This window comes from Pedobacter sp. GW822-FHT03F06 (assembly GCF_058801365.1).
This window is the reverse complement of record NZ_JBXANE010000001.1, coordinates 270,017-295,050: the sequence shown is the minus strand read 5'-3', so window position 1 is coordinate 295,050 and position 25,034 is coordinate 270,017. Positions and strand designations below refer to the sequence as shown.

The following is a 25,034-nucleotide window of genomic DNA, read 5'->3' as shown; positions in this document are numbered from 1 at the left end:
CAAGAACTATCAAACTATTAACCAAAGAAAGTCCATAGCCAATAGTTTATTCACTATCAACTATGGACTTCAGATTCCGACTAACTAAGGTTTGTCATCTGTTAGTTCAAAACCCCATGTTTTTCCTTTTTCAGTAGCTGGAATTCCACTTGTCATCCAAGCTGGAGCTTTTGCACCTTTTAAATAATAGTCGAAAAACTGTTGCTCACGGATTTGAATATCCTTACGGTTCTGGCGTTGAACCAGGTTATGCGCTTCGCCATTATAGTTCAGCATCCAAACTGGTTTACCTAAACGGCGCAGACCGGTAAACATTTCAATACCCTGATACCAAGGTACAGCACCATCTGCATCATTAGCCATTACCACAACAGGAGTATTTACTTTCGGGAACATAAATAATGGTGAGTTCTCGATATATAATTCTGGTTTTTCCCAAAGTGTTGCACCGATACGGCTTTGCGTTTTTTCGTATTGGAACTGACGGTTCATACCAGTTTCCCAACGGATACCACCATAGGCAGAAGTCATATTAACTACAGGTGCACCAGCCCAAGCAGCGGCATACATGTTATTCTGTGTAATGAGATAGGCTACTTGGTAACCACCCCAGCTTTGACCTTGGATACCGATTTTACTGCCATCTACCCAGCTGTTCTTTTTCAGGCTTTCTACACCTGAATTGATAAATTCAACTGCCGATTTGCCTGGATGACCAGTTTCATAGCTAATATCTGGCGCAAAAACCAGGTATCCATTACTCACGAAATAAGAAATGTTTAAGCGAGATGGAGTAGGCGCCGGCGCTTGGTAAGTGTACAAACCATCCGTTAGTTTTTCGTAGAAATACGCAATCATCGGATATTTCTTATTTGGATCGAAATTTTCCGGTTTGTACAGTATACCTTCAGCTTTGTAGCCCTTCGGGGTAGTCCACTTAACCAGCTCAGCCATGCCCCAATTGTAGTTTTTTTGTTGAGGGTTAGTATTGCTTAATTTGGTTTCAGTTTTGAAATCGGTAGTGATATAAACATTTGGCGATTCTAAATAATTGGCTTTATCGTAAATGTAAACATCAGCATCTTTAGCTTTTAGCAGGTTTGAATATTTAAACTTAGCCATTACCACCAATTCTGGCGCCTTAGCTGAACCTATGTTGGTGCGGTAAAACCCGTTTTCTTTAGTTAAATGGTTAAAACCATCTAACCAAACCGTTTCGTTCGCTTTTACAAATTTACTATCTGCATTGCGCTCAAATCTGTTATCCTGTTGTACTCTTTCGTAACGGAAAGTAATGTTATTTGCTCTTCCAAAACCGGCGGTAATATTTTTTGGTGCCGATTTTCCATCTGGTGAGAACGACCAGATATCGTATTTATCGTAAATTAAAACAGCTTTATCACCTTCAGTCCAGGTGGCTAAACCATAAGCAGAAGGTAAATCCGGCACATCGTTTTCCTCATCAACAAATTTTTCGCTTAAACCTGCTGTTAGTACGGTTACTTTTCCGGTAGTTACACTATAAGTATTCCAGCTACCTGCTTTTCTATCAAAATATAAAACATAGTTTCCGCCAGGAGAAGCCATTGCATAACCGCTTAAATTATCAATGATTTTCTTTTTCTGACCGTTTTTAGTATCAACTAAATAATAATCTTTTGAGGTAGAACCACTCCATTGTGATTCGATCCTGCGGCCATAGTCTGTAGAGGCTAAAACCAGATTCGCATCACCTTCAGCAATCAGATTGGCATCAGGTAATTTTATATCCGTTAATGGAATCACTTTAGGATCACTGCTGTAAACGTCAATCACCGATAAATAACTTTTTTTACCGTCTCTATCTGCATTTTTAAGCTGCATAGGCTGCAGGTAGTCGTCTTTGTAATTCCAAACATCAACTTTGGCCACTTCGAAATCTACAATAGTGGTGTCTTTTGGTTTTTTGATAGGAGAGATGCCGAAAAACAATTTCTTGCCATCTTTACTAAAGGTTATTTTACCATCGCCATTAACCGACCATTTTGCAGGTAAGCCCGGCATATCAAAATCAACCAGTATCTGCGCCGTATCTAGTGTTAAAGAGTTGTAATAAATATTGTAATTTTTTATTTCCTGTTTCTCCGGACTTTGCTCGCCCACAAAAGCCACATGCTCGCTTTCCTCATCAAAAGTGAAGTTTTTAAAACTTCCTTTACCTTTAATTAGGGTTTTTAATGTGCCTTTTTCTGTGTTAAGCAAAAATACTCCTTGTGGAGCTGTTTTGTCCTTTTTAGATCCGCTACAGGCAAAAACCAACTGTTTACCATCTTTACTGAAATAATAATCGGTAACGAATTTATAAGTTTTATCTGTGCCCGTTAAAAGATTTTTTACCACTAAATCGGTTCCTTCGTCGGTTTTACCTTTTGCAGCAGGTTCATCATCAGCAAAATCCATTTCACCATCTTTTTTTTCAGTTGGTTTTGCCGTTTTCTTTGCTGTATCTGGCTTTTCGGTCAGATAAGCCATTACGCCAGCACCTTCTTCAGGGAATTTGAAAGATTTTACCCTTGCCACTTTGGTAACGGCACTAGTGGTGAGGTTGGCAATGCCCAACGAATCTTTAGGTAATTCATCAGGCTTTTTCTTTTTAATTTTAGCCTGACGTAAATCTTTATTTAAAGGACGGATGTTAAAAGCCGCAAACTTAGAATCATTACTGAACTGCGAGTTCATTCCCCTCGGTATATTAATCTTCGCATTCGTTTTAATATTGGTAAGGTACAATTGTGCATCTCCTTCTTGCTGTAAGATGCTGTACATCGCCCATTGACCATTATTTGATAATTGCTTTGTTCCTACTGATTCCCAGGTATCATATACAGAATGGTCTAATGGTTTCTTTTGTGCGTAGGCAAAGCTGACAACGAAAAACAGAATAATAGTTAGTCTCTTTTGCATTTTTAAAAGTTAATTAATTTGTTGGTTGAGATTTAATCTTCTAAAATTGGAATTTTTTACCTTATTAGGAAACTTGTATGCCAAATATTACAATTAAAAAGGGAATTGAGGAAGCAAAATGGATAATGTAAGATGTAAAATGGATGATGGAAATTAATAATTACTAGTGATCAATTATGGACAAAAGAAATCTATCGAGACAGATCTCTCCGTTCCGTTGCACTCCAGTCGAGATGACGCCCTTTCTTTTAGATCTCGCGCTTCACGCCTAACGCCATGCGCTTATCGCTCTCCTCCAAAAAAAAAACATCTCCGTGGTCTGTGTCCTCACAGATCACAAACATCATCGTCACTTCAATTGAAGATTTCTTTCCTGATTTAACGTGGGGACTGCACTTCGGTAGAAATGACAAAATTCGCTTTACGCTCGGCTTAAAATTAAAAACCCTCGATTACTTTAAGCAACCGAGGGTTTTCATATCATTAAAGACTAAATTATTTTTTAGCTTGTTGCTGCTGACGCATATAATCATCTAAGCGCTGTTGGAATTTAGATTTTTTCTTTTTTTCATCAGCTGGTCTGGCTTTGTTTTGCTGAATCAACGCGTGGATTTTATCATCATCAACCATCTTACGGATTAAGAACTGCTGTCCGAAAGTCATTAAGTTGGCCAAGAAATAATAATAGTTTAATCCGGCAGGGTAGCTGTTCAACACACCTAAGAAAATAATCGGCATAATGTAACCGATGTATTTCATTTGACCTGTTGCTCCAGATACCTGATTGTTAAAGTAAGTCATAATCAGTGTAGAGATGGTCATCAATACACACATTAAACTCAAGTGATCGCCAATGAAAGGGATTTTTACGCCAAATTTGATAAACTCATCATAAGTAGATAAATCTTTCATCCAAAGGAAACTCTCACCGCGTAATTCGAACAAGTTCGGGAAGAAGAAGAAGAAGGCCATTACCAAAGGCAATTGTAACACCATTGGTAAACATCCACCCAGCGGGTTTACGCCAGCTTTTTTGTATAATTTTAAATATTCCTGTTGAACCAATGTTGGGTTATCTTCACCTACTTTAGCTTTTATCTCGTCCATTTCTGGCTTTAATACCCTCATTTTAGCCATTGATAGGTATGACTTGTAAGTAAGAGGGGATAAAGCAAGTTTTAATAAAATGGTCAATACCAGGATGATTAAACCAAAGTTCCAGCCAAAGTTGTTTAATAAGTTAAATACTGGTAATACAATCCAACGATTAATATACTTTAACGGCCAATAACCCATATCAATTTGCTGATACAGATCATACCCTTGATCTTTTAACGCAGAAAATTTATTGGTTCCGAAGTAAAATTCCATTTCATATGCCTGATTTGCCGAATGTGCATATGGCAATTCCATATTTGCAGCATAATATTTTATTTGGCCAGGAGTTGTTGGAATTTTAACTTCTAAATTTCCTTTTTCGAAACCTTGTTTAGCAATTAAAGAAGCCGAGAAAAAGTGTTGTTTAAAAGAAAACCATTGGATTTTTCCTTTTGTTAATTCTTCTTTTTCATCTTTAGAAACACTTAAATGGTTTACATCACCATCTACATATTTGTAGTAAGGTGCAGAATAACGGTGTTCACTTTCTATAGATTTCTCTTGTTGTAATAAAGTAGCTTCCCAGTTTAAACCAATACTGTTGCCAGAAATAACTTGCTGTAAACCAACTAAATTAATGTTGAAAGCCAGATTGTTGCCTGCTTTTAAATTGTAAACAAACGCTACATAGGCGTTAGCACCATAATCCGCACGCATTGTTAATGTATTACCCACTTGCGTAGGTTTAAAGTATAAATCGTTTGTATTTATAACTTTACCAGCTGCATTAAGGTTTAAACCAAATTTATTCTGGTTACCATCAAATAAAATTAGTGGCTTACCATTAAAGGTTTTTTGACCTAATACTTCTACTGATGATATTTTACCACCCTTATTGCTAAAAGTGATTAATAATTTATCATTTTTTAAAGTAGTTTTAGTTTCAGTGCCAGTAATTGCGGTACCAAAAGGGCCTTTTAGGGCTAAAGAATCTACAGCTGGGTTAGCAATCGCAGCAGTTTTTGTTGTGTCTTTTTGAATTGGACTAACGCCAATCTTTTTTAGCGAATCGGCTCTTTTTGTAGAGTCTATTCTTACTTGTTCTCTTTTTACTTCAGCTTCATTTGGCTTCAAAAAGTAGAATGATCCTGCCAAAATGATCATGATCAGGAACAGTCCTGTGAAGGTATTTCTATCCATTATTTATGTTTATACTGCTTTTAATTCGTTTTCTTTTTCGCAAACTCCATCGCAGCGGCGACAAATTTAACAAAAAGTGGGTGAGGATTAGCAACTGTTGATTTTAATTCTGGGTGAAACTGTCCGCCTACGAAAAATGGATGATTTTTAAGCTCCACAATTTCAACTAAATTGGTTTGCGGATTCATACCTGATGCAATCATTCCTGCATATTCATATTGCTTTAAATAAGCATTGTTAAATTCGTAACGGTGACGGTGGCGTTCATTGATGTGCGATTTACCGTAAATAGAAAAGGCTTTAGTTCCTTTTTTAATATCACAAGGATAAGAGCCCAAACGCATCGTTCCACCTTTATTTGTTATTTTTTTCTGCTCTTCCATCATGTTAATTACCGGATTGGCAGCATTTTCTTCAATTTCTGTAGTATGTGCATCTTTCAAACCTAAAACGTTACGTCCGAATTCGATAACAGCACATTGCATACCCAGGCAGATTCCGAAGAAAGGAATATTATTCTCGCGAACATATTTTATGGCATCAATTTTACCTTCAATACCACGGCTACCAAAACCTGGTGCAACTAAAACACCTTGTAAATGACCTAATTTATCTTTTACATTATCAGGAAAAATGCCTTCAGAGTGTATATATTCTACTTTAACCTTACATTCATTTTTCGAACCTGCGTGTACAAAAGATTCGATAATTGATTTATAAGCATCAGGTAATTCTACATACTTACCGATTAAACCAATTTTAACCTCTGCCGTAGGATTTTTTAAACGGCCCAGGAAATCTTTCCAGCTTTCCATATCGGGATCGCTTTTGGTCGGTAATTTTAATTTCGATAAAACAGTTTTATCCAATTGTTCTTTTAACATCAACAATGGCACATCATATATAGTAGATGCATCCATCGATTCGACTACTGCATTGATGTTAACGTTACAAAATAAAGCAATTTTTTTTCTGATCTCCGGGCTAATATGGTGCTCGGTTCTGCAAACCAATATATCCGGTTGTATTCCATACTCCAACAACGCTTTAACAGAGTGTTGTGTCGGCTTGGTTTTTAGTTCGCCGGCAGCAGCTAAGTAAGGTACCAGGGTTAAGTGGATAACAATAGCGTTGGTACTGCCTTCTTCCCATTTAAACTGACGAACAGCCTCAATAAATGGTAATGATTCGATATCACCCACAGTGCCACCAAGTTCCGTAATTACAATATCATATTCACCGCTATCACCCAAAATGCGCATGTTGCGTTTAATCTCGTCGGTAATGTGGGGTACAACCTGAACAGTTTTGCCCAGATATTCACCTTTCCGCTCTTTATTAATTACATTCTGGTAAATACGGCCGGTAGTAATGTTGTTTGCCTGTGATGTTGGAACGTTAAGGAAACGCTCATAATGACCAAGATCCAAGTCGGTTTCAGCACCATCTTCCGTAACAAAGCATTCGCCATGTTCGTATGGATTTAAAGTTCCTGGATCGATATTAATGTACGGATCGAATTTTTGAATGGTTACACGGTAGCCACGTGCCTGTAAAAGTTTAGCTAAAGATGCGGAAATGATGCCCTTACCTAAAGAGGAAGTAACACCGCCCGTAACAAAAATATACTTTGTCATGATTGATAATTTGTGGAATTAACCAGGTGTTTTGGACCTGTTTAATTGTTTTTGTACGGGATACAAAGGTACAAAAAATTATCGCTCGATTAGATACTTGCCAGAATATTTTTTCGTCATATTATATCACTGATATTGACTATTTTAGCTAAAAAAGCCGCTTAAAGTATCAGCGTGTAAAGTTCTTTTTTAATATCTTCTATCTTTCTGGGATTCTTTTTATCCTCATAACGGGTGTAGAGGTCGATCATTTTTTTGAAATCTTTTTCGGTATCGGTTCTTTTTCCTTTTGCAGGAGGAGCAATGGTTAAGATAGGAACGTTTTTGGCTTCAACCTTGGTGGCAAACCAGGTGGTGTTATACCGGGGTATGGCTAGGCCCAATATCATCCCTGGTAATCCCGTAAATCCTTCAGGACCGCCTTTTAATAAAATCTCTTCACTATAGAAAGCCACTACAGTAACCGAATCGTTTATTACTGCTATTGCTTTACGGCATTCGTAACCTGCAATTTGGCGTACATCGTGCATGATTTTCCAATTGAGATGAGGGATGGTGTCTTTTAAAATAAAATCTTCGCCACTTATTGGTTTTCTCATTACTCTTGTTTTTTTGCTAAAATCGGTATACAGCTCATTCGTATTCTCACCGGCAATAAAGAAGAAATTATTGTCGCTTAAGGTCTCTTTCGGTTTAATCTTATAAATGGAGCTACTGTCGTTAAAACTATAATCCCAGCTGGAAATTCTGTATTTGCTCATTTTATCCCTCGCATCGTCCGATATCCAGGTGTTTGATGCCAATTGCTGTTTTTGATTGATCTTTTTCTCGAAAGTTATTTTAGCGCTTTTGATGAAAACAGTTTGTGCACGCACTACTATAACTGCAAAAAACAAGATTATGCTGAGTCCTAAATTTTTCATCTTCAATTATTTTTTGTCTTGTTTAACAAAGTTTCCGGTTAAATTATAGGTGATGCCAATTAGGACATACCTGGGAATGAAACTGTTGGTGTATTCACTGATATTATTACCACCAACGTAACGGTTATAGCCGATTTTTTCAGCTAAAATATCAGAAATTGATACTTTAAGCTCTAATTCTTGTGATTTGAGCATCTTTTTTGATAAATAGGCATTCCACAAGGCAATATTTACCGGGGTACTAAACGAAGAATTTGCTGGTTGATATGACAAGGATATCGATGTATTAAATTCTGTATTGTACGGAAGTTCTATATTTCCAGAAATATCATGGTTGTGGCTAAAGTTTTTGCCATTGTTTATCGAACCGATTGACGAACGGCTGTTCGAAAATGTAACCGATGGATTATATTGAATTTGAACTTTATCTCCATAATAGCTAAAACGAGGGCGTATATTAATACTATTGTTCACATTCTCATTCAATTTATTATTTAAGATCGATACAGCGTTCGAATGGTTGAAACTGGCATTTAATCCTGTGTTTAAACCGGTTTTGCTAAAACTTTTATTAAAACTCGCACCTGCGTAAAAATTATTATTACCATTTAAATTGATATAACTGCTAACGGTTTTATTCACATCATCTACTGTTCTTGAGCTCACAACGGCATTTTTTGTAAAGCTATAGCCACCATACACATAGGCGTACATCTGAGATTTTTGCTGATACGTGTTTAAATTAAAGCCAAAATTATTGTTGAAAGATGGTTTTAAATTTGGATTACCTCTTATTTCGTAAAGTGGGTTATTAATTTGCCTGATAGGTTGCAACTGATCTAAACTCGGCTGTCGGGTACTACCATTGTAGTTTAACGATACGCTGGTGTTTTTACCAAGTTTATAATTAAAGTTGCTCTGTGGGGCCCAGTTTAAATAGTTTCGGTTAAATTTATTGTCTCGGTCCAGATCATTCAGCTCAAATGTAGTTTCGGTAGCCTCCGCACCACCAGATAGCGTGAACTTCTTTGACCTGTATTGCAGCACAATTTTACCAATGTTCGAAAAATTATTGAAATCGAAATTGTTGCTCAATGAATCGATTCGTTTATTATTTAATGATTTATCGAATACAAGTTTATGGCTATTGGATGTTACCGTTTTAAAACTGTAGGCTGTTTGTAATGAAAATTGCCTGCCCAAAGGTTCGGTATACGATATTCTGGTGCCAAGTGAGCTTTCTCTACCCGAATTATCGTTCAGAAAGTTTTGGTTAACAATTCTATTGATTGTTCCATTCCCATCGTAGTATTGGGTTACACTTAAACTGGTGCCCAAACTGGTACTACTTTTGGTTTCAGGTTGTAAATCAATCGAGAGTGTTCTCCCTTTTTTGACAAACTTTTTGGAGTAGTTTATATTGCCGTTAAACAGGTCATTGTCGCCATTACTATCATTATACTGATCACTATTATTTACAAATATCCCTGCGTCATTTTTAGTTTCGTTCTTGCTGATATACTGGCTGCTGTTTTTGCGTTTGCTACCTGCGAAGGATATTTTTAGGGTAGAAAGCGAATCCAATTTAATATCGACACTGCCTTTTAAACTCTGGCCACTGTTTCGGGTTTCGCTGTTCGAGCTGCCTTCGCTAAAGAAATTCGTTCCGTTGGGCAGTAACGACTGGTTTTTCGAAGTTGTTCTGTCCAATATGTTTCTGTCACTGCCTTTGTAATTGAATTTTAGGCCAACTTTGTTTTCGTTCCATTTGTTAGAAAAATGTGCACCATATCCCGTTACATCCGGCAGGCCGCTTGATGGCGAAAAATCATCTTCATCTCCACTGTTGCCATAACTGATCATCACCGTACTGCCATCATCGCCAACTTCAATTACATCATAATCATTGCCTTTTAATTTGCTCATGGCGGCACTTGCCTTCGAATCCTGATTGGTATTGGAGTTGGATCCAAATACTGCGGCTTTCAATTTGTTTTTGTAAATACCAGCCATGCCACCAATGTTTTTGTAGTGCTTAAGGTCGCTGTTGGCATCCAGGGTGCTGAGATACCCGTTTTTGGCGTTTTCCTTGAGTTTGATGTTCATTACCTTCTCTTTGGCGTCACCTTCTTTTATACCAGATAATTCTTCCTCTTTGGTTTTTTTGTCATAAACCTGAACTTCGCTCACTGCATTGGCTTTCAGGTATTTCTGTGCCAGAAGCGGATCATCACCAAAAAATTCCTCACCATCAACCAAAAGTGTATTTACATCTTTTCCGCCAGCTTTTATTGCGCCATCTTTGTCAACCTCAATTCCAGGTAAGCGCCTTAATAAATCCTGTAGATTGGCATGTGGTTTTACCGCAAAACTATCTGCCTGATAAGTTATGGTATCGCCCTTCATGCTAATGGCCTGCTTTTGGGCTTTAATCACCACTTCGTTTAAAAGTGTGGCTTTGCTGTCCATCGCGATAGTGCCCAGGTTAAACCTTGATGAATCGGACAGTTGGATGTCTCTTATATAATCGGCCATTCTCGGAAAAGTGACCACCAGGGTATAATTTCCTTTTTTTAAATTCGAAAACTCGAATTCACCGTTAGCCTTGGTACGGGCATCTTTAATTAAAATGGAATCTTTGCTTGATATTAATAGGATAGAGCTATTCTGTAATTTTGTTTTTTCAACGGTATCAACCACAACGCCTTTTATACTAGCGTATTGAGCGAATACAGGAAGAAAAAATAACGAAAAAACGAGCGCTAATAGTAATGGTTTGAGCATGTATTTGGTAAAGAGGCGTTAATAAATAGTTGTTTGGTTAAGTGTCTGAAAATACAACTATTTATTTAGTTATTAGCAATAAAGTAAAATATTTTTTTTCAAAAAGAAATATAACTACTGGAGTTGCGGAGAATAATATTCTTAAAAAAGAAGTGGCGGGAGGAAAGAATTGCAAGTTATGCGTTTGCAACATTTATTTTGTTGCTGCTAAAATCAGTTTTTTAATCAGTACAATTTGCCCAAAATGGTAATAGCTATGCTCAATTACGCCTTCTATGTTACGCAGATAGGTGCCGTACTTTTCATTTACAAATAACTGATCTAATTTTTCGTCGGGTATTTGTGCTACTTCATCAGCGAAAGCTGCCGAATTTACCAAAAATTCTTCCACCAGTTTTTTCCAATCTTCTTCTGATTGTATTGGCGGCAGGTCGAAACTATATTGATCTTTAATTTCCAAAGGGCCACCTTTAAATACATTTAAAATACCAACCAGATAATAATTGATGTGATAGGTTAAAGCTGCAATTGTATTTAAATCTGCTACCTGATGCCTTGCCTGTTCCCAGGTAATGTTTAACAATTGTTCCTGGTAGTTGGTGTTGGCAATCCAATATCCATTTAATAAAACTTCTCTTAATCGGTTTGCAATAAATTCAGATCTTTTCATTGGTCTCATTCCTTAGTTGAAACTAGGCACTTTTAGTACAAGACTTACTTTTCTACAAATTTTTATTTTTTGCCACAGATTCACAGATTAGATACAATCTGCGAATCTGTGGCTTTTTTTAACAACGAATTGGATTCTAATTTCCTGACATTGATTTATAGCTATTAACAACAGTTGTAGTAAATTTTTACTTTCTGCTCTTTTTCGCTCCAGGCAATGTAAATGTTGTTTTCCTTTCCTAAGCGATACTTAAAACCATTTAATCCCGACTTCTTTAATTCTTCGTAAAGGGCTTTGTCAGGGGTATAATTATCGGCTTTATCTTCGGGCATTACTGCAGGTTCGAGAAAGTTATCATCACTAAAAAAATCATCAGCAATGGTTTTTAAGAAAATAATCTGGTCTTTTTCTTTCGAGAGATCAACATTTGGATCGGTACTGCCCAATAACTCAGTTCCTTTGATGCTGGTATTGTAAATTTCTTTTCCATCGGCATTTTTGATGGTGAAATTCAACACCATTTCTTCGGGTTTCCGCCCTGTAAGCTCGATCTTAAAAGTGTCCAAACGTTTTAAATCAGAAAAAGACTTGGCCAGGCGCTGGTTAACGTTTTTAAACTCAATGGCGTTGGTTTCCTTTTTGCTGTTCGAATTACAGGCAACGAGCGCTAACAGGCAGATGGCAACAAAGAGCGGTATATTTCTCATATTCAAAACTACAAATTTTATGTTTTAGTTCATGTCCATATTTTATGATATCCCTTAAATTTAAAAGGAATACCCGATAGATAACCACAATTGAAAATCGAAATAACCACCTGGGAGCCTATTCTTTAAATTATTTTGAACATGATAATAATCTCCATAACCTAAGCCTGTTAAGCCCTCTAAAAGAAAATGTTTTCCCGGAATAAAGGATACGCCAAATGTTCCGCCGTAACGCACAGACCCAGCGCTAAAATCCCTATCACGGCCCCAGCCAAAAATACCGGTTTCATCAACTGAGCGATGCGAAATAACAGTTTTATCTAGATTTCCGAAATAAACGCCATAAAAAGCATTGGCTTCCCTTTTCTTAATCGGACGGATGTATTTCTTTGCACGAAGCAAGAAACCTTCGTAATGGAGGTAGTCGCGGTAGCCCAGATTTTTAATTTCGCCAGAGGTGTAGGCGAGCTCTAAGCCATAGCGGTTCGAAAAAGTCTTTTCTATGGCTATTGCAGGTCTTTTGGCCACTAAATTCAAAACATTTGTCTTGATCATTAAGCCGGGCCCATCTTGTGCAAAGCTGGCATATGTACATAAAATGAATATAGGGAGGAGCGTTTTCTTTTTCATATATAGGCGAAAATACTAAAATATTAGCCCCAAGCAATCAAAGCTATTGCAAAACTAAATTTAGTTCTTATATTTATGTAACTGATTACGTAATTAATTATTGTCATGAATTTTTTTGAACAGACTGGTAAAGTAGCTATAGGCAGTAGGTTAAGGATGCTAACCGATAAAGTAACCGAAGACGCAGCGCAGATTTATAATTTGTATAATATTGATATGCAACCGAAGTGGTTTCCTGTGTTTTATGCTTTAGCACAAGAGAAAGAAAAAACGATTACTGAACTGGCTAAAGGTATTGGCCATTCTCATCCATCGGTGAGTAAGATTATTAGCGAAATGCTAAAAAAGGGCTACGTTAAAGAGGGAAAGGATAAAACCGATGGAAGAAGGAATGTGGTGAGCCTTTCTCCGGCAGGTATAGAGATTTCTAAAAAAATTAAAGATCAATTGATTGATGTAAATGCTGCCATTGAAGAGCTTTCGGCCCAAACACAAAATAAACTTTGGGAAGCGATAGGTGAGTGGGAGTTTTTATTGGAACAAAAAACCTTATTGAGAAGGGTAATGGAAAAGAAAAAAGAAAGAGATGGCTTAAAGGTTGAGATTGTTGATTACCAGCCCAAATACCAGGAAATATTCAGGTCGCTAAATGTAGCGTGGATTTCACAGTACTTTACCATGGAAGAATCTGATTATAAAGCTTTAGATAATCCGCAGGGTTATATTTTAGATAAAGGAGGTTTTATATTGGTTGCGCTTTACGAAGGTGAACCTTTGGGCGTTTGTGCACTAATTAAGATGAATGATGGCGAATATGATTTTGAACTGGCCAAAATGGCGGTATCGCCAAAAGCTCAGGGAAAAAATGTAGGCTTTCTATTGGCAAATGCCATTATTGATAAGGCAAGATCGTTAGGCGCATCTAAAATTTATTTAGAAAGCAATACCATTTTAAAACCAGCCATAAATCTTTACCATAAACTAGGTTTTCAAAAAGTGGCAGGCAAGCCTACGCCTTACACACGATGTAATATTCAGATGGAACTGGTGATTAGATAGGTGCTATTTGATACGTCATGCTGAATTCATTTCAGCATCTTAATTGTAAGGAGGCTGTATCATAAAGACGATTCACCTCAGGTGATGTCTTGTTGAGCTTGTCGAAACACTTTAAAGAGTATTTAAGCAGGTCCTTCGACAAGCTCTCCGTAGGAGTCCTTTGGACAGGATGACAAATCTATATTTATGATACAACCACGACGTAATTTTTAATTTATATAATGGTTAAGGTAACTTCAGTGCCTTAAGTAATTTGTTCAGTTTTAATAAGTCTTCTGGTGTATCTATTGCAACTGTTTCTAAATCAGTTACTTTTGTTTGGATGTAAAATCCATTTTCGATCCAGCGAAGCTGCTCTAAGCTTTCGGCAATTTCTAAAGAAGAGGGTGGTAACTTGGTAATGGCTTTTAACGATTCAGTACGGTAACCGTAAATTCCGATGTGCTTATAAAACTGGTGCTTTTCTGCCCATACGCCTGGTTCGCCATTTCTGATAAAAGGAATCGGACTACGGCTAAAATACATGGCGCGACCGTTTACATCGATCACCACTTTAGGACTATTGGGATTGTATACACTTTCCTGACTCTGGATAGATTTGATTAATGTTGCCAGTTGTACTTTTTCTTCAGTAAAGCAGCTTGCCAATAATTCAATCTGTGCAGGCTCAATAAATGGTTCGTCTCCTTGAATGTTGATTACAATATCAAATCCTGGTAATTGTTCAATCACTTCGGCACACCTATCGGTTCCGCTTTGGTGATTAGATGAGGTAAAGATAAATTCTCCACCAAACCTTTTTACTTCATCGGCAATTCGTACATCATCGGTGGCAATTACGACTTTCGATAAGCTTTCAGCTTTTGATGCCTGCTCGTAAACCCTTTGGATCATGGTTTTTCCGGCAATATCTACTAGAGGCTTTCCCGGAAAACGGGTAGAGGCATATCGTGCAGGAATAATTCCGATAATTTTTGGATTTCCTAATGTGGAGCTTAAATTTCTATCACTCATATATTATTTCGATAGAATTGATAAAAAACAAATATGAAAATCAATGCGATGATAATATAAGATATCGAATGTGCAAAATTGAATGTCCAACCAAGCAATTTTACACGTTTCGGAACAATTAATCTCGAATCTTTTTTATTGAAATAAAAAGTACCCCATTTCCAGTTCTCTGGATTATCGTGTTCGAAATCTTTTTCCATATTTATCACATTAAATATTTAAACCATTTATTACGAATCAACTCCCCCCTTTAGGGACAGGGGGTTAAAATAAACCATTAATCTCGGCCTCAATAGATTGGATTACCGTACCTAAATCTTCTGGGTTGTTGGTGAAATCTAATTTATCTTTATCCAAAATCAATAATTTACCCAGGTTATAACCTTTAATCCAAGCTTCGTATTTTTCGTTCAGCTTAGATAGATAATCAATACGGATGCCCGCTTCGTACTCACGGCCACGACGCTGGATATTATTCACCAATGTAGGTACCGATGCGCGCAGGTAAACCAATAAATCGGGCGGTTTAATAAAAGAGGTAATATTATCAAAAATAGCCCTGTAATTATCATGATCGCGGGTGGTCATTAAAGCCATATCGTGCAGGTTTTCTGCAAAAATATGCGCATCCTCGTAAATGGTTCTATCCTGGATCACGTTACGTTTATTAACCTCAATATCGGTAATTTGCTGAAAACGACTATTTAGGAAATAAATCTGGAGGTTAAAGCTCCAACGTTTCATGTCGCTGTAAAAATCTTCCAGATAAGGGTTATTGTCCACAGCCTCGTATAAAGCTTCCCATCCATAATTTTTGGCCAATAAACCTGTTAGGGTAGTTTTACCGGCACCTATATTTCCTACAATTGCTATGTGCATTTTCTTTAGCTATGAGATTAGAGATGTGAGACTAGAGGCATGAGATGTACTTAACTAAATATCTCAAATCTAATGTCTCGCTTCTCAAATCTATTAAAATTATTAAAAACTTTTAAACCCGATTAAACTGCGAACCTCTCTGATGGTTTTTTGCGCGCTTTCGCGGGCCTTTAATGCACCATGTTTAGCTACTTGCCTTAAATATGAATCATTTTTGGCAATATCCAAAATACGCTCACGCATAGGCGCAGTCGTAATAATCATATCTTCTGCCAGTTGTTTTTTGAAATCACCATAACGGATCTGCATTTTGCTATACAAATCTTCAAAATGCTCAAGTGTATCCGCACTCGAAACCACTTTCATTAAATCGAAAAGATTCTGAATAGGCTCAGGTTTCGGTTGGTTTTCTTCCGTCGGTCCACCATCACTAACCGCTCTCATTACTTTTTTACGAATGGTTTCAGGGTCATCAGATAGGTAAACCGCATTAGCTTCGCCTTCTGATTTGCCCATTTTACCTTTACCATCTAAACCAGGTACTTTAACCAGTTTATCAGTGTAGCTAAAAGCGTAAGGTTCAGGGAAATATGCTGTATTATATAACCTGTTGAAACGGTTTCCGAAAGTACGGGCCATTTCCAAATGTTGTTCCTGGTCTTTTCCAACAGGTACTTTGGTCGCCTTATGGATTAAAATATCGGCCGCCATTAATACCGGGTAGGTTAACAAACCTGCATTTACGTTATCGGGGTTGGCACGCACTTTATCTTTAAAAGATGTGCTGCGCTCTAATTCACCCATATAAGCGTTCATATTTAAGTATAGATATAGCTCCGCAATTTCCGGAACATCACTTTGTATATAAATGGTACTGTTTTCTGGATCAATTCCGCTAGCTAAATATTCAACCAAAACATGTTTAATATTTCCATGTAAATCGGCTGGAGTAGGGTGTGTAGTTAAGGAGTGTAAATCGGCGATAAAAAAGTAGCAATTGTAATCGTTCTGCATCTGAACGAAGTTTTTAACTGCGCCGTAATAATTACCCAAATGTAATTTTCCTGTTGAGCGGATACCGCTCACCACTGTTTCTTTCATAATGGCACGAAATTAAAAATAAAATACAAGCAAATCATAAATCGCTTCATTTTTAATGGTAAGATTTTTTTTGAATACTGGTAAGACCTATAGTTTATATGTATAGTCGTCATCTCAACCGTAGCGGAGAGATCTTTAGAACGGGTTTCGCCAGTGATTGGTATTATAGAACCATAATCTTAGCCCAATGCAATCAGTTGTTTGAAATATCAAACTATTTTATATTTTTGGTTATCTATGATTTATTTTCTAAGACAAGTACACCGGATATGGTTTTTATTCTGGATACTGTTTTTTTTCGCTCTATTCTATCCTTTATACTACGTTACTTCACGTAATGAGAAATATTATAGCATTCTGAATTTTTTTAGGAAAGCCAACAGTTTTTTATGTAGCCTGTTTTCTGGTGTTTTTTTTCGTTATCAATACGAAGAAAAGCTAAATCCCAAACAAACTTACATCTATTGTGCCAACCATACCTCTAACCTGGATATCATGATTTTCTGTATCATGGGACATGGTAAATTCCATTTTATGGGAAAAGATGAACTGTTGAGCAATCCGGTATTGGGTATCTTTTTTAAAACCATCGATATTTCTGTAAATCGCGAAAGTAAGATTTCGGCTTTTAAAGCTTTTAAAAAAGCTGGCGAGAACTTAGAAAAGGGGATGAGCCTTATTATTTTTCCGGAAGGTAAAATCGACGACCATTACCCACCAAAGTTGGGCGAGTTTAAAAATGGTCCGTTCCGTTTGGCTATCGATAAAAATATACCGTTGGTACCTGTGAGTATTACCAATGTTTGGAAAATTAATTGGGATGACGGAGCAAAGTATGGAAGTAAGCCGGGAATTTGCGATATTTACGTCCACAAACCCATAAATACATCAACTTTGACCGATGTTGATGCTGATGTGTTGAAAGAAAAGGTTTATAGATTGATTGATAGTAAGTTAGTATAAATATGAATTTAGACGCAAAAACCATCCATAAAATAGCCGATCTGGCCAGAATTCATATTGATGAAAAACAGGTGGATACACTGATCCCTGAAATGAACAAAATTTTGTCATTCATGGAAAAGTTAAATGAACTGGATACTTCAAATGTGAAACCACTGGTTTATATGAACGAATCGGTAAATGTTTGGAGAGAAGATGTGGTTAAGCAGGAAATAGCTACAGCTGATGGCTTGAAAAATGCAGCAAAACATACCGACCAATTTTTTATGGTGCCAAAAATTATTGAAAAATAATTGAGGTAATCGCTATGCTGACCTGTAGCGCAGCGGAAAGCTCCGCAGTAAAATTTATTCAGCATCTTTAAGATTAACATTTGTGCAGTAATTTTTAACCCTCTTGTAACATCTTACCCTTTACGCTTGTCTAAAAAAGAAAAAACATGGAGAAACCACTCATCACTATAAAAGAAATTGGCCGTAAATATGTTATTGGATCTGAAGTGATTCACGCTTTAAAATCAGTTTCTTTAGATATCAATAAAGGCGAATTCGTAGCATTGATGGGACCTTCTGGTTCTGGTAAATCAACCCTGATGAATATTTTAGGCTGTTTAGATACACCTTCAAGCGGAACCTATGTTTTAAACGGAACCAATGTAAGTCACATGAGTGATGATGCCTTGGCAGAAGTGCGCAACCAGGAAATCGGTTTCGTTTTTCAAACCTTTAACTTATTGCCACGCTCAACATCTTTAGATAATGTTGCCTTACCTTTAATTTATGCCGGAACAAGTAAAAAGGACAGGGATGCAAGAGCAGCTAAAGCGTTAGAAAATGTAGGCTTAGGCAATCGTATGGATCATAAGCCAAATGAGCTATCGGGCGGTCAACGTCAACGTGTGGCCGTAGCCAGGGCTTTGATCAATAATCCATCTATTATTTTGGCCGATGAGCCAACAGGTAACTTAGATACCAAAACATCAATTGAGATAATGGGCCTGCTGGAAGAAATCCACAGTAAAGGAAACACCATTATTCTGGTTACGCACGAGGAAGACATTGCGCAGCACGCTCACCGTATTGTACGTATGCGTGATGGTTTGATTGAAAACGATTATTTAAATACAGATATAAAAAATGTATCTCCACGTTTGCAGGCTTTGAAAGATACGGGCAGCGATTGGGAGAAAATTAATTAACCCCTAAATCCCCTAAAGGGGACTTTTAGGACTAACCATATTATTCCCCCTTAAGGGGGCAGGGGGTATGAAAATCTACACTAAAACTGGTGATAAGGGCCAAACATCACTCATAGGTGGTACCCGTGTGCCTAAATATCATTTACGGATCGAAACCTATGGAACTGTTGACGAGTTAAATTCGTACATAGGTTTAATTATGTGTCAGGATATTGATGCGCATGATCAGAAACTACTAAAAGAAATTCAGGATAGGTTATTTACTGTTGGCTCATCGCTTGCGGCCGATCCAGAGAAATCTAAAATGAAGATCCCCGATCTGCACGATACTGATATTACCTTGCTGGAAAATGAGATGGATCTGATGAATGAAACGCTGCCTGCTTTAAAACATTTTATTTTACCTGGCGGAAATACTGTAGTTTCTTACTGCCATATTGCTAGATGCGTTTGTAGAAGGGCAGAACGACTTACAGTTGAACTTGCAGAAAATAGCTTTGTAGATGAGCGTGTAACAGTTTATTTGAATCGTTTAAGCGATTATTTATTCGTTTTGGCACGAAAACTGACCGTGTATTTTAAAGCGGAAGAAAACATTTGGATTCCGCGGGTTTAATAGTGGAAAAATAAGTTTGTTTTGCTCAAAAATTTTAATATACTTTGCGCAATAATAATAAGAACAAGAATTTAATTGAATTGAAGATATGTATTGGACATTAGAATTAGCATCGCACTTGGAAGACGCACCATGGCCTGCAACTAAAGACGAATTAATTGATTATGGTATCCGCTCTGGTGCCCCAGTAGAAGTAATTGAAAACTTACAGGCATTAGAAGATGATGGCGAACCTTATGAAACCATTGAGGAAATTTGGCCAGATTATCCAACTAAAGAAGATTTCTTCTTCAACGAGGACGAATACTAAGCATTAGAAAACTATAAAAAACCTCCAGGTAACCGGGAGGTTTTTTTATGTCTTCATCTTTCCATTTCATTCCCTGCGCCCAGCTACACTAATAAAATAATTACATTTTTTAAACAAAACCGAAAAGCCGAGTGTTAATACATCAATAATATAACATTGCTAAAAAATTAACACTATGGGAAATTTATTGTATTTAGTCGCAGTAGTATTGGTAATACTCTGGGTAATCGGATTTATATTTCACGGCTTCGGCGACGTTGGCGGTATAATCCACGTTTTACTGGTAATCGCAGTTATTGCAATTCTGCTTAAAGTAATTGGCCGGGCTGCGTAAAAATATATCGCACCGATATTCATTGGTTTAGAAGTAGGGAACACTTTGAAATAGATGGATTAAAAAAGGAGTTTCATTTTTGAAACTCCTTTTTTATATTTAATTTTTTAACAACAATTCGGCAAGCTCTAAATCGATTGGATAAGTGATTTTAATATTCCCTCTTTCGCCTTCAATGATATTAATCTCATAACCAATAGATTCTACCACACTTGCATCATCTGTAAAATGAGTATTGAACGCTTGGTTGTAAGCTTCTTTTAGAATGCTAAGGCTAAAAGTTTGTGGCGTTTGTACTAAATAGATTTCATCCCGTTTTAATGCCGTGGTTTTATCGTCTCTAAGCAAGCGTACGCTATCGCTCGACTGTACTGCTGCAATAACGTTTCCCTGTAGCTCAGCTTCATTAAAACAGCTGTCGATAAGAGATTTGGAAACCAGTGGACGCACGGCATCGTGAATGGCAACATAACTTTCTTCTTCGATGGCATGGATTGCATTTTTCACAGAGTGAAAACGCTCCGTGCCGCCATCAATAACCTGGTGCGGTACATGGAAATTAAATTCTTCGCACAACCGGGTCCAGTATGCTTGCTGATCTTTGTTCAGTACCAATAAAATTTTAGGTTGGGTATCGCTTTGTGCAAAAGCTTTTATGGTATGCATCAAAACCGGAAGATTTTTGAGCAGTAGAAATTGTTTTGGGGTTTCTGTTTGCATCCGATTGCCAGAACCGCCTGCTACAATTATAGCGTAGTATTTCATATTTTAGAGATGAGATTATAGATTTGAGATATGAGACTTGAATTAACTCAAATCTCACATCTCAATACTCAAATCTATATAATTAGCATGGCATCGCCATAGCTGTAGAATTTATATTTTTCTTTTACCGCAACTTCGTAAGCATTCATTACGTTTTCATATCCACCAAATGCACTTACCATCATCAATAAAGTAGATTCTGGCGTATGGAAATTGGTAATCATTGAGTTTGCAATACTGAAATCGTAAGGAGGGAAGATAAACTTACTCGTCCAATCGTTAGCCGATTTTAATGTTCTGTTTGCAGAAACAGCCGATTCGATAGCACGCATTGAGGTAGTACCTACCGCACAGATTTTTCTTTTTTCCTCTAAAGCCTTGTTTACAATGTTCGCATCTTTTTGTTCGATGATAAACTGCTCAGAATCCATTTTGTGTTTGGTTAAGTCTTCAACCTCCACAGTTCTGAAGGTTCCTAAACCAACGTGTAAAGTTACTTCAGCAAATTCTATACCTTTAAGTTCAAGGCGTTTCATTAGCTCACGACTAAAGTGTAAACCTGCAGTTGGAGCAGCTACGGCACCTTCGTGCTTAGCAAAAATGGTTTGATAACGTTCTTTATCTTCGGCAGTAGCTTTACGTTTAATGTATTTAGGAAGTGGGGTTTCGCCTAAAATTTCAACGTTTTTTCTAAATTCTTCGTCAGTACCTTCAAATAAGAAACGGATGGTACGGCCACGTGATGTGGTGTTATCTACAACCTCAGCAACCAATAAATCGTCGTCGCCAAAATATAATTTATTACCTACGCGGATTTTACGTGCAGGATCTACCAAAACATCCCATAAACGTAATTCCTTGTTTAATTCACGTAGCAAGAAAACCTCGATGGTTGCACCGGTTTTCTCTTTATTTCCATATAAACGGGCAGGGAAAACCTTAGTGTTATTTAATATCATAACGTCTTTGTCATCGAAATAACCTAAAACGTCTTTAAAAATTTTATGTTCAATTTTACCGCTGTCTTTGTGTAAAACCATTAGACGAGCCTCGTCGCGTTGTTCTGCCGGATTGTTGGCTACTAATGATTCAGGTAAGTTGAATTTGAATTGTGATAATTTCATTCTTGATGAATTTTTTGAGGTGCAAAAATACGAATTTAATTTTTCTTTTTCGTATTTTATCAAACGCAATTTATGTATATTATGTTTTAATCATTTTAAAGCAAATAATACAGGGCGATTAATGCATTGTAGACATAAAATTAATTAGTTTTGAAGATAAGCTGTAACCTTTTGAAAAGCTTTGCATCTAACCTTTAATTATGATAATCTTTAGGCTAATAGGCGAGAGTTTCCGTTTTGCATTTGATGCGTTGCGCCAGAATAAATTACGCACCATGTTATCGCTTTTGGCTATAACGATTGGTATTTTTACCATTATTGCTGTATTCTCTGCAGTAGATACCTTTCGTGGTAAATTGCAGTCCAGTGTAGATAAACTGGGCTCTAACACCATTTATATTCAAAAATGGCCCTGGAGTTTTGGCGATAATTATCCCTGGTGGAAATATATGAACCGCCCTCAGCCTTCATTGCGCGATTTTGAAGCACTCCGCGAGAGAATTGAAAATGCACAAGGTGTTACATTCGAAATATCGACTAATGATAGGACGATCAAATACAGAAGTAACTCAGTAGAAGGGATTTCGGTGTGGGCAGCATCGCACGATTTTAATAAAACCTGGAATTTCGAGCTTCAGGACGGCCGGTATTTTACCGAAAATGAGAGTAAAAACGGCTCACCTGTTTGTATTTTAGGTTCTGATATAGCCGACGGACTTTTTGATGGCGATGCGCCAGTGGGTAAACAGGTACAGATTTTAGGAAGAAGATTAACTGTTGTTGGTGTTTTCAAAAAAGAAGGAGAAGATATGTTAGGTACTTCTCTCGATAAAAATGTAAATATTCCGATTGCTTTTGCGAAAGGTGTTTTAGATATCCAAAGCGAGCGTTATGGTCCGCAAATTACAGTTCGTGGTAAAGATAATGTGAATTTAGAAGAGGTAGAAAGCGAATTGAAAGGTTTAATGCGCTCCATCCACAGAATCAGACCCGGCCAGGAAGAAGATTTTGCATTAAATAAAACCACCATTATTTCTAACCAGTTAGATTCGATGTTTAAAATGGTAAATATTGCCGGTTGGGTAATTGGTGGGTTTTCGATCCTGGTTGGTGGTTTCAGTATTGCCAATATCATGTTCGTATCGGTTAAGGAACGGACGAATATTATTGGTATTCAAAAATCTTTGGGTGCAAAAAATTATTTTATCCTGCTTCAATTTATATTCGAATCGATTTCGCTTTGTATTTTAGGTGGTTTGCTGGGCTTATTACTGGTCTTTCTGCTCGCTTTGGGCATTGGTGCGGCCACTGATTTTCACATTATACTGGGCTTGAACAATATTGCCTTAGGTATCGGCATATCAATAATCATCGGCACCATCTCTGGTTTTTGGCCAGCATATTCAGCATCAAGATTGGATCCGGTAGAGGCGATTAGAAGTTAATTAATTGGGCAGTTTTTAGTTCTCAATCGACAGTTTACTGCACTTGCGGTAGTTAATAAACCTTGTTGCAGTGGAAAGCCCGCAGGGCTGCGAGGATTTGTAGCGGAAAGAAGGGCTGGGTGCTCCGATGAAATGCTGGCTTTCATTTTCCAAACACTATATCGTCATTTCGAGCGGAGTTAAACGGAGTCGAGAACCACGTAGTGCTCAGCGAAGCTAAATCTGCTGCAATAGATCTCTCCATTTCGCTTTCGATGAAAAATCGATAAGCTACAGTCGAGATGACGATTATTCACAGAAAAACCCCTCGCTAAATTTAATTAGCGAGGGGTTTTTCTTTATATGAAGTTAACTGAAAACAGCCAATTGCAAACTAACTAGGCTAATTTACCTAAAGCTTCTTTTATTCTTCTTAATGCTTCAACCAAACTCTCGTCAGATGCTGCGTAAGATAAACGGATGTAGTTGTTGTTACCAAACGAATCGCCACCAACAGTTGCTACATGACCAACGTTTAATAAATATAAAGCTAAGTCTGAAGAATCTTTAATTACGTTTCCATCAGCATCTTTTTTACCGAAGAAAGCGCTTATTTCCGGGAAAAAGTAAAATGCCCCATCTGGAAGATTTGTTTTAACACCTGGAATTTCGTTTAATAAATTGTAAACCAATTCTCTACGGCGTAAAAATGCTTCTTTCATTTCTAAAACACTGGCTAAACCTTGCTCGTAAGCAACAATTCCGGCTCTTTGTGCAATAGAACATGTTCCAGAGGTTGTTTGTCCTTGTAGTTTATCGTTAGCGGCTGCAATCTCTTTATTGGCGGCAATGTAACCTAATCTCCAACCTGTCATAGCGAAAGCTTTAGAGAAACCGTTAACAATGATTACACGGTCTTTAATGCTATCGAATTGAGCAATAGACTCATGTTTATCAACGAAGTTAATGTGCTCATAAATCTCATCAGATAAGATATAGATATTAGGGTGTTTTTCGAAAACGGCAACCAGCGCGGCTAATTCTTCTTTACTGTAAACTGATCCTGTTGGGTTACAAGGCGAAGAAAACATAAACAATTTCGATTTCGGCGTAATGGCTGCTTCTAATTGTGCTGGCGTAATTTTGAAATTACTTTCAATATCTGTATCGATAAAAACAGATTTTCCTTCTGCAAGGGTTACCATTTCTGAGTAAGAAACCCAGTAAGGTGTTGGGATGATTACTTCATCATCCGGATCAATCAAAGTTAAAATAACATTCGATAAAGATTGTTTTGCACCTGTTGAAACAACGATCTGAGAAATATCGTAATCCAGATTGTTTTCTGTTTTTAACTTATTAACGATTGCTTGGCGCAGGTCTGGATAGCCCGGTACTGGCGAATAACGTGTATAATTTTCGTCTAATGCCTTTTTAGCAGCATTTTTTACGTGGTCGGGTGTGTTGAAATCGGGTTCACCAACGCTTAAACTAATGATGTTAATGCCCTTAGACGCTAATTCGCGGCCAAGTTTGGTCATTTTAAGGGTTGCAGATTCAGATAGACTGTTGATTCTTTTGGATAAGGTGCTCATGGTTAATTACTTTGAGCGCAAATATATAAACCAAATATTATTCTGCACTAAAAAAGACAT

23 protein-coding genes are annotated in these 25,034 nt (G+C 37.2%); 8 read left to right on the top strand and 15 right to left on the bottom strand.

What is annotated here, in order from left to right; all coding sequences use genetic code 11:
* Positions 1–84 precede the first annotated feature (84 nt).
* The 8 genes from AC1RJ8_RS01190 to AC1RJ8_RS01155 all read right to left on the bottom strand — a co-directional run bounded on the left by AC1RJ8_RS01190 (position 85) and on the right by AC1RJ8_RS01155 (position 12,592).
* Positions 85–2,943: a S9 family peptidase gene (locus AC1RJ8_RS01190; RefSeq protein WP_492952164.1), complete on the bottom strand. Its 2,859-nt coding sequence runs from the start codon at positions 2,941–2,943 to the stop codon at positions 85–87.
* Between the two features lie 495 nt (positions 2,944–3,438).
* On the bottom strand, positions 3,439–5,241 hold the full coding sequence (gene yidC / locus AC1RJ8_RS01185; protein WP_492952165.1) for a membrane protein insertase YidC: 1,803 nt from the start codon (positions 5,239–5,241) through the stop codon (positions 3,439–3,441).
* A gap of 20 nt (positions 5,242–5,261) precedes the next feature.
* Positions 5,262–6,878, bottom strand: coding sequence for a CTP synthase (pyrG, locus tag AC1RJ8_RS01180; protein ID WP_492952166.1), 1,617 nt, complete (start codon positions 6,876–6,878; stop codon positions 5,262–5,264).
* A 161-nt stretch (positions 6,879–7,039) separates the two neighbouring features.
* Positions 7,040–7,801 carry a GLPGLI family protein gene (locus tag AC1RJ8_RS01175; RefSeq protein ID WP_492952167.1) on the bottom strand — a complete coding sequence of 254 codons (762 nt, stop codon included), beginning with the start codon at positions 7,799–7,801 and terminating at the stop codon, positions 7,040–7,042.
* Positions 7,802–7,807: 6 nt separating this feature from the next.
* Positions 7,808–10,585 carry an outer membrane beta-barrel protein gene (locus AC1RJ8_RS01170; protein ID WP_492952168.1) on the bottom strand — a complete coding sequence of 926 codons (2,778 nt, stop codon included), beginning with the start codon at positions 10,583–10,585 and terminating at the stop codon, positions 7,808–7,810.
* A 193-nt stretch (positions 10,586–10,778) separates the two neighbouring features.
* Positions 10,779–11,255 (bottom strand): DinB family protein, encoded by a 477-nt coding sequence (locus AC1RJ8_RS01165; RefSeq protein WP_492952169.1) that lies wholly within the window; start codon positions 11,253–11,255, stop codon positions 10,779–10,781.
* 164 nt (positions 11,256–11,419) lie between these two features.
* Positions 11,420–11,962, bottom strand: a complete 543-nt coding sequence (locus AC1RJ8_RS01160) for a hypothetical protein (RefSeq protein WP_492952170.1) — start codon at positions 11,960–11,962, stop codon at positions 11,420–11,422.
* Positions 11,963–12,022: 60 nt separating this feature from the next.
* Positions 12,023–12,592: a hypothetical protein gene (locus AC1RJ8_RS01155; RefSeq protein WP_492952171.1), complete on the bottom strand. Its 570-nt coding sequence runs from the start codon at positions 12,590–12,592 to the stop codon at positions 12,023–12,025.
* A 105-nt stretch (positions 12,593–12,697) separates the two neighbouring features.
* Here AC1RJ8_RS01155 and AC1RJ8_RS01150 point away from each other — a divergent pair, with 105 nt between their 5' ends.
* Complete coding sequence (locus AC1RJ8_RS01150; RefSeq protein ID WP_492952172.1) at positions 12,698–13,651, top strand: bifunctional helix-turn-helix transcriptional regulator/GNAT family N-acetyltransferase; 954 nt, start codon at positions 12,698–12,700, stop codon at positions 13,649–13,651.
* 225 nt (positions 13,652–13,876) lie between these two features.
* Here the strand turns inward: AC1RJ8_RS01150 and kdsB are convergent, their stop codons facing one another.
* The 4 genes from kdsB to trpS form a co-directional block, all read right to left on the bottom strand.
* Positions 13,877–14,665, bottom strand: coding sequence for a 3-deoxy-manno-octulosonate cytidylyltransferase (gene kdsB / locus AC1RJ8_RS01145; RefSeq protein WP_492952173.1), 789 nt, complete (start codon positions 14,663–14,665; stop codon positions 13,877–13,879).
* Entirely contained in the window at positions 14,662–14,865 is a 204-nt protein-coding gene (locus AC1RJ8_RS01140; protein WP_492952174.1) for a DUF5808 domain-containing protein, read from the bottom strand. Before AC1RJ8_RS01140 ends, kdsB begins: the two co-directional genes overlap by 4 nt.
* A gap of 64 nt (positions 14,866–14,929) precedes the next feature.
* Complete coding sequence (locus tag AC1RJ8_RS01135) at positions 14,930–15,544, bottom strand: deoxynucleoside kinase (RefSeq protein WP_025144984.1); 615 nt, start codon at positions 15,542–15,544, stop codon at positions 14,930–14,932.
* A 102-nt stretch (positions 15,545–15,646) separates the two neighbouring features.
* Entirely contained in the window at positions 15,647–16,645 is a 999-nt protein-coding gene (trpS, locus tag AC1RJ8_RS01130; protein ID WP_492952175.1) for a tryptophan--tRNA ligase, read from the bottom strand.
* 237 nt (positions 16,646–16,882) lie between these two features.
* Between trpS and AC1RJ8_RS01125 the strand changes: the two genes are divergently transcribed.
* The 6 genes from AC1RJ8_RS01125 to AC1RJ8_RS01100 all read left to right on the top strand — a co-directional run bounded on the left by AC1RJ8_RS01125 (position 16,883) and on the right by AC1RJ8_RS01100 (position 20,066).
* Positions 16,883–17,608 (top strand): lysophospholipid acyltransferase family protein, encoded by a 726-nt coding sequence (locus AC1RJ8_RS01125; RefSeq protein WP_492952176.1) that lies wholly within the window; start codon positions 16,883–16,885, stop codon positions 17,606–17,608.
* A 2-nt stretch (positions 17,609–17,610) separates the two neighbouring features.
* A complete protein-coding gene (gene gatC / locus AC1RJ8_RS01120; protein ID WP_029278731.1) occupies positions 17,611–17,901 on the top strand; it encodes an Asp-tRNA(Asn)/Glu-tRNA(Gln) amidotransferase subunit GatC in 291 nt (96 codons plus the stop codon).
* A gap of 146 nt (positions 17,902–18,047) precedes the next feature.
* Positions 18,048–18,806, top strand: a complete 759-nt coding sequence (locus AC1RJ8_RS01115) for an ABC transporter ATP-binding protein (protein ID WP_057934548.1) — start codon at positions 18,048–18,050, stop codon at positions 18,804–18,806.
* A gap of 67 nt (positions 18,807–18,873) precedes the next feature.
* Complete coding sequence (locus AC1RJ8_RS01110) at positions 18,874–19,422, top strand: cob(I)yrinic acid a,c-diamide adenosyltransferase (RefSeq protein ID WP_492952177.1); 549 nt, start codon at positions 18,874–18,876, stop codon at positions 19,420–19,422.
* An 88-nt stretch (positions 19,423–19,510) separates the two neighbouring features.
* Positions 19,511–19,732, top strand: coding sequence for a DUF2795 domain-containing protein (locus AC1RJ8_RS01105; RefSeq protein WP_010603503.1), 222 nt, complete (start codon positions 19,511–19,513; stop codon positions 19,730–19,732).
* Positions 19,733–19,907: 175 nt separating this feature from the next.
* The gene (locus AC1RJ8_RS01100; protein WP_139180130.1) at positions 19,908–20,066 is read left to right on the top strand and encodes a lmo0937 family membrane protein; all 159 of its coding nucleotides are present in this window, start codon (positions 19,908–19,910) and stop codon (positions 20,064–20,066) included.
* Between the two features lie 99 nt (positions 20,067–20,165).
* Here AC1RJ8_RS01100 and AC1RJ8_RS01095 read toward each other — a convergent pair whose 3' ends face one another.
* Together AC1RJ8_RS01095 and queA are read right to left on the bottom strand one after the other, a co-directional pair.
* Positions 20,166–20,831 (bottom strand): 2-C-methyl-D-erythritol 4-phosphate cytidylyltransferase, encoded by a 666-nt coding sequence (locus AC1RJ8_RS01095; protein ID WP_492952178.1) that lies wholly within the window; start codon positions 20,829–20,831, stop codon positions 20,166–20,168.
* Between the two features lie 74 nt (positions 20,832–20,905).
* Positions 20,906–21,955 (bottom strand): tRNA preQ1(34) S-adenosylmethionine ribosyltransferase-isomerase QueA, encoded by a 1,050-nt coding sequence (gene queA, locus AC1RJ8_RS01090; RefSeq protein WP_029278727.1) that lies wholly within the window; start codon positions 21,953–21,955, stop codon positions 20,906–20,908.
* A 200-nt stretch (positions 21,956–22,155) separates the two neighbouring features.
* On the opposite strand from queA, the gene AC1RJ8_RS01085 reads away from it, so the two are divergent.
* Complete coding sequence (locus AC1RJ8_RS01085; RefSeq protein WP_492952179.1) at positions 22,156–23,400, top strand: ABC transporter permease; 1,245 nt, start codon at positions 22,156–22,158, stop codon at positions 23,398–23,400.
* A 377-nt stretch (positions 23,401–23,777) separates the two neighbouring features.
* Here the strand turns inward: AC1RJ8_RS01085 and AC1RJ8_RS01080 are convergent, their stop codons facing one another.
* Positions 23,778–24,974 carry a pyridoxal phosphate-dependent aminotransferase gene (locus AC1RJ8_RS01080; protein ID WP_492952180.1) on the bottom strand — a complete coding sequence of 399 codons (1,197 nt, stop codon included), beginning with the start codon at positions 24,972–24,974 and terminating at the stop codon, positions 23,778–23,780.
* Positions 24,975–25,034 lie beyond the last annotated feature (60 nt).

Coding starts and splice junctions, on each gene's coding strand:
- AC1RJ8_RS01140 (WP_492952174.1), bottom strand. CDS start 14,865: ATGGAAAAAGATTTCGAACACGATAATCCAGAGAACTGGAAATGGGGT.
- AC1RJ8_RS01155 (WP_492952171.1), bottom strand. CDS start 12,592: ATGAAAAAGAAAACGCTCCTCCCTATATTCATTTTATGTACATATGCC.
- AC1RJ8_RS01085 (WP_492952179.1), top strand. CDS start 22,156: ATGATAATCTTTAGGCTAATAGGCGAGAGTTTCCGTTTTGCATTTGAT.
- yidC (WP_492952165.1), bottom strand. CDS start 5,241: ATGGATAGAAATACCTTCACAGGACTGTTCCTGATCATGATCATTTTG.
- trpS (WP_492952175.1), bottom strand. CDS start 16,645: ATGAAAGAAACAGTGGTGAGCGGTATCCGCTCAACAGGAAAATTACAT.
- AC1RJ8_RS01080 (WP_492952180.1), bottom strand. CDS start 24,974: ATGAGCACCTTATCCAAAAGAATCAACAGTCTATCTGAATCTGCAACC.
- AC1RJ8_RS01095 (WP_492952178.1), bottom strand. CDS start 20,831: ATGAAATACTACGCTATAATTGTAGCAGGCGGTTCTGGCAATCGGATG.
- AC1RJ8_RS01115 (WP_057934548.1), top strand. CDS start 18,048: ATGGAGAAACCACTCATCACTATAAAAGAAATTGGCCGTAAATATGTT.
- gatC (WP_029278731.1), top strand. CDS start 17,611: ATGAATTTAGACGCAAAAACCATCCATAAAATAGCCGATCTGGCCAGA.
- AC1RJ8_RS01110 (WP_492952177.1), top strand. CDS start 18,874: ATGAAAATCTACACTAAAACTGGTGATAAGGGCCAAACATCACTCATA.
- AC1RJ8_RS01160 (WP_492952170.1), bottom strand. CDS start 11,962: ATGAGAAATATACCGCTCTTTGTTGCCATCTGCCTGTTAGCGCTCGTT.
- queA (WP_029278727.1), bottom strand. CDS start 21,955: ATGAAATTATCACAATTCAAATTCAACTTACCTGAATCATTAGTAGCC.
- AC1RJ8_RS01170 (WP_492952168.1), bottom strand. CDS start 10,585: ATGCTCAAACCATTACTATTAGCGCTCGTTTTTTCGTTATTTTTTCTT.
- AC1RJ8_RS01165 (WP_492952169.1), bottom strand. CDS start 11,255: ATGAAAAGATCTGAATTTATTGCAAACCGATTAAGAGAAGTTTTATTA.
- kdsB (WP_492952173.1), bottom strand. CDS start 14,665: ATGAGTGATAGAAATTTAAGCTCCACATTAGGAAATCCAAAAATTATC.
- AC1RJ8_RS01175 (WP_492952167.1), bottom strand. CDS start 7,801: ATGAAAAATTTAGGACTCAGCATAATCTTGTTTTTTGCAGTTATAGTA.
- AC1RJ8_RS01135 (WP_025144984.1), bottom strand. CDS start 15,544: ATGCACATAGCAATTGTAGGAAATATAGGTGCCGGTAAAACTACCCTA.
- pyrG (WP_492952166.1), bottom strand. CDS start 6,878: ATGACAAAGTATATTTTTGTTACGGGCGGTGTTACTTCCTCTTTAGGT.
- AC1RJ8_RS01105 (WP_010603503.1), top strand. CDS start 19,511: ATGTATTGGACATTAGAATTAGCATCGCACTTGGAAGACGCACCATGG.
- AC1RJ8_RS01150 (WP_492952172.1), top strand. CDS start 12,698: ATGAATTTTTTTGAACAGACTGGTAAAGTAGCTATAGGCAGTAGGTTA.
- AC1RJ8_RS01100 (WP_139180130.1), top strand. CDS start 19,908: ATGGGAAATTTATTGTATTTAGTCGCAGTAGTATTGGTAATACTCTGG.
- AC1RJ8_RS01125 (WP_492952176.1), top strand. CDS start 16,883: ATGATTTATTTTCTAAGACAAGTACACCGGATATGGTTTTTATTCTGG.
- AC1RJ8_RS01190 (WP_492952164.1), bottom strand. CDS start 2,943: ATGCAAAAGAGACTAACTATTATTCTGTTTTTCGTTGTCAGCTTTGCC.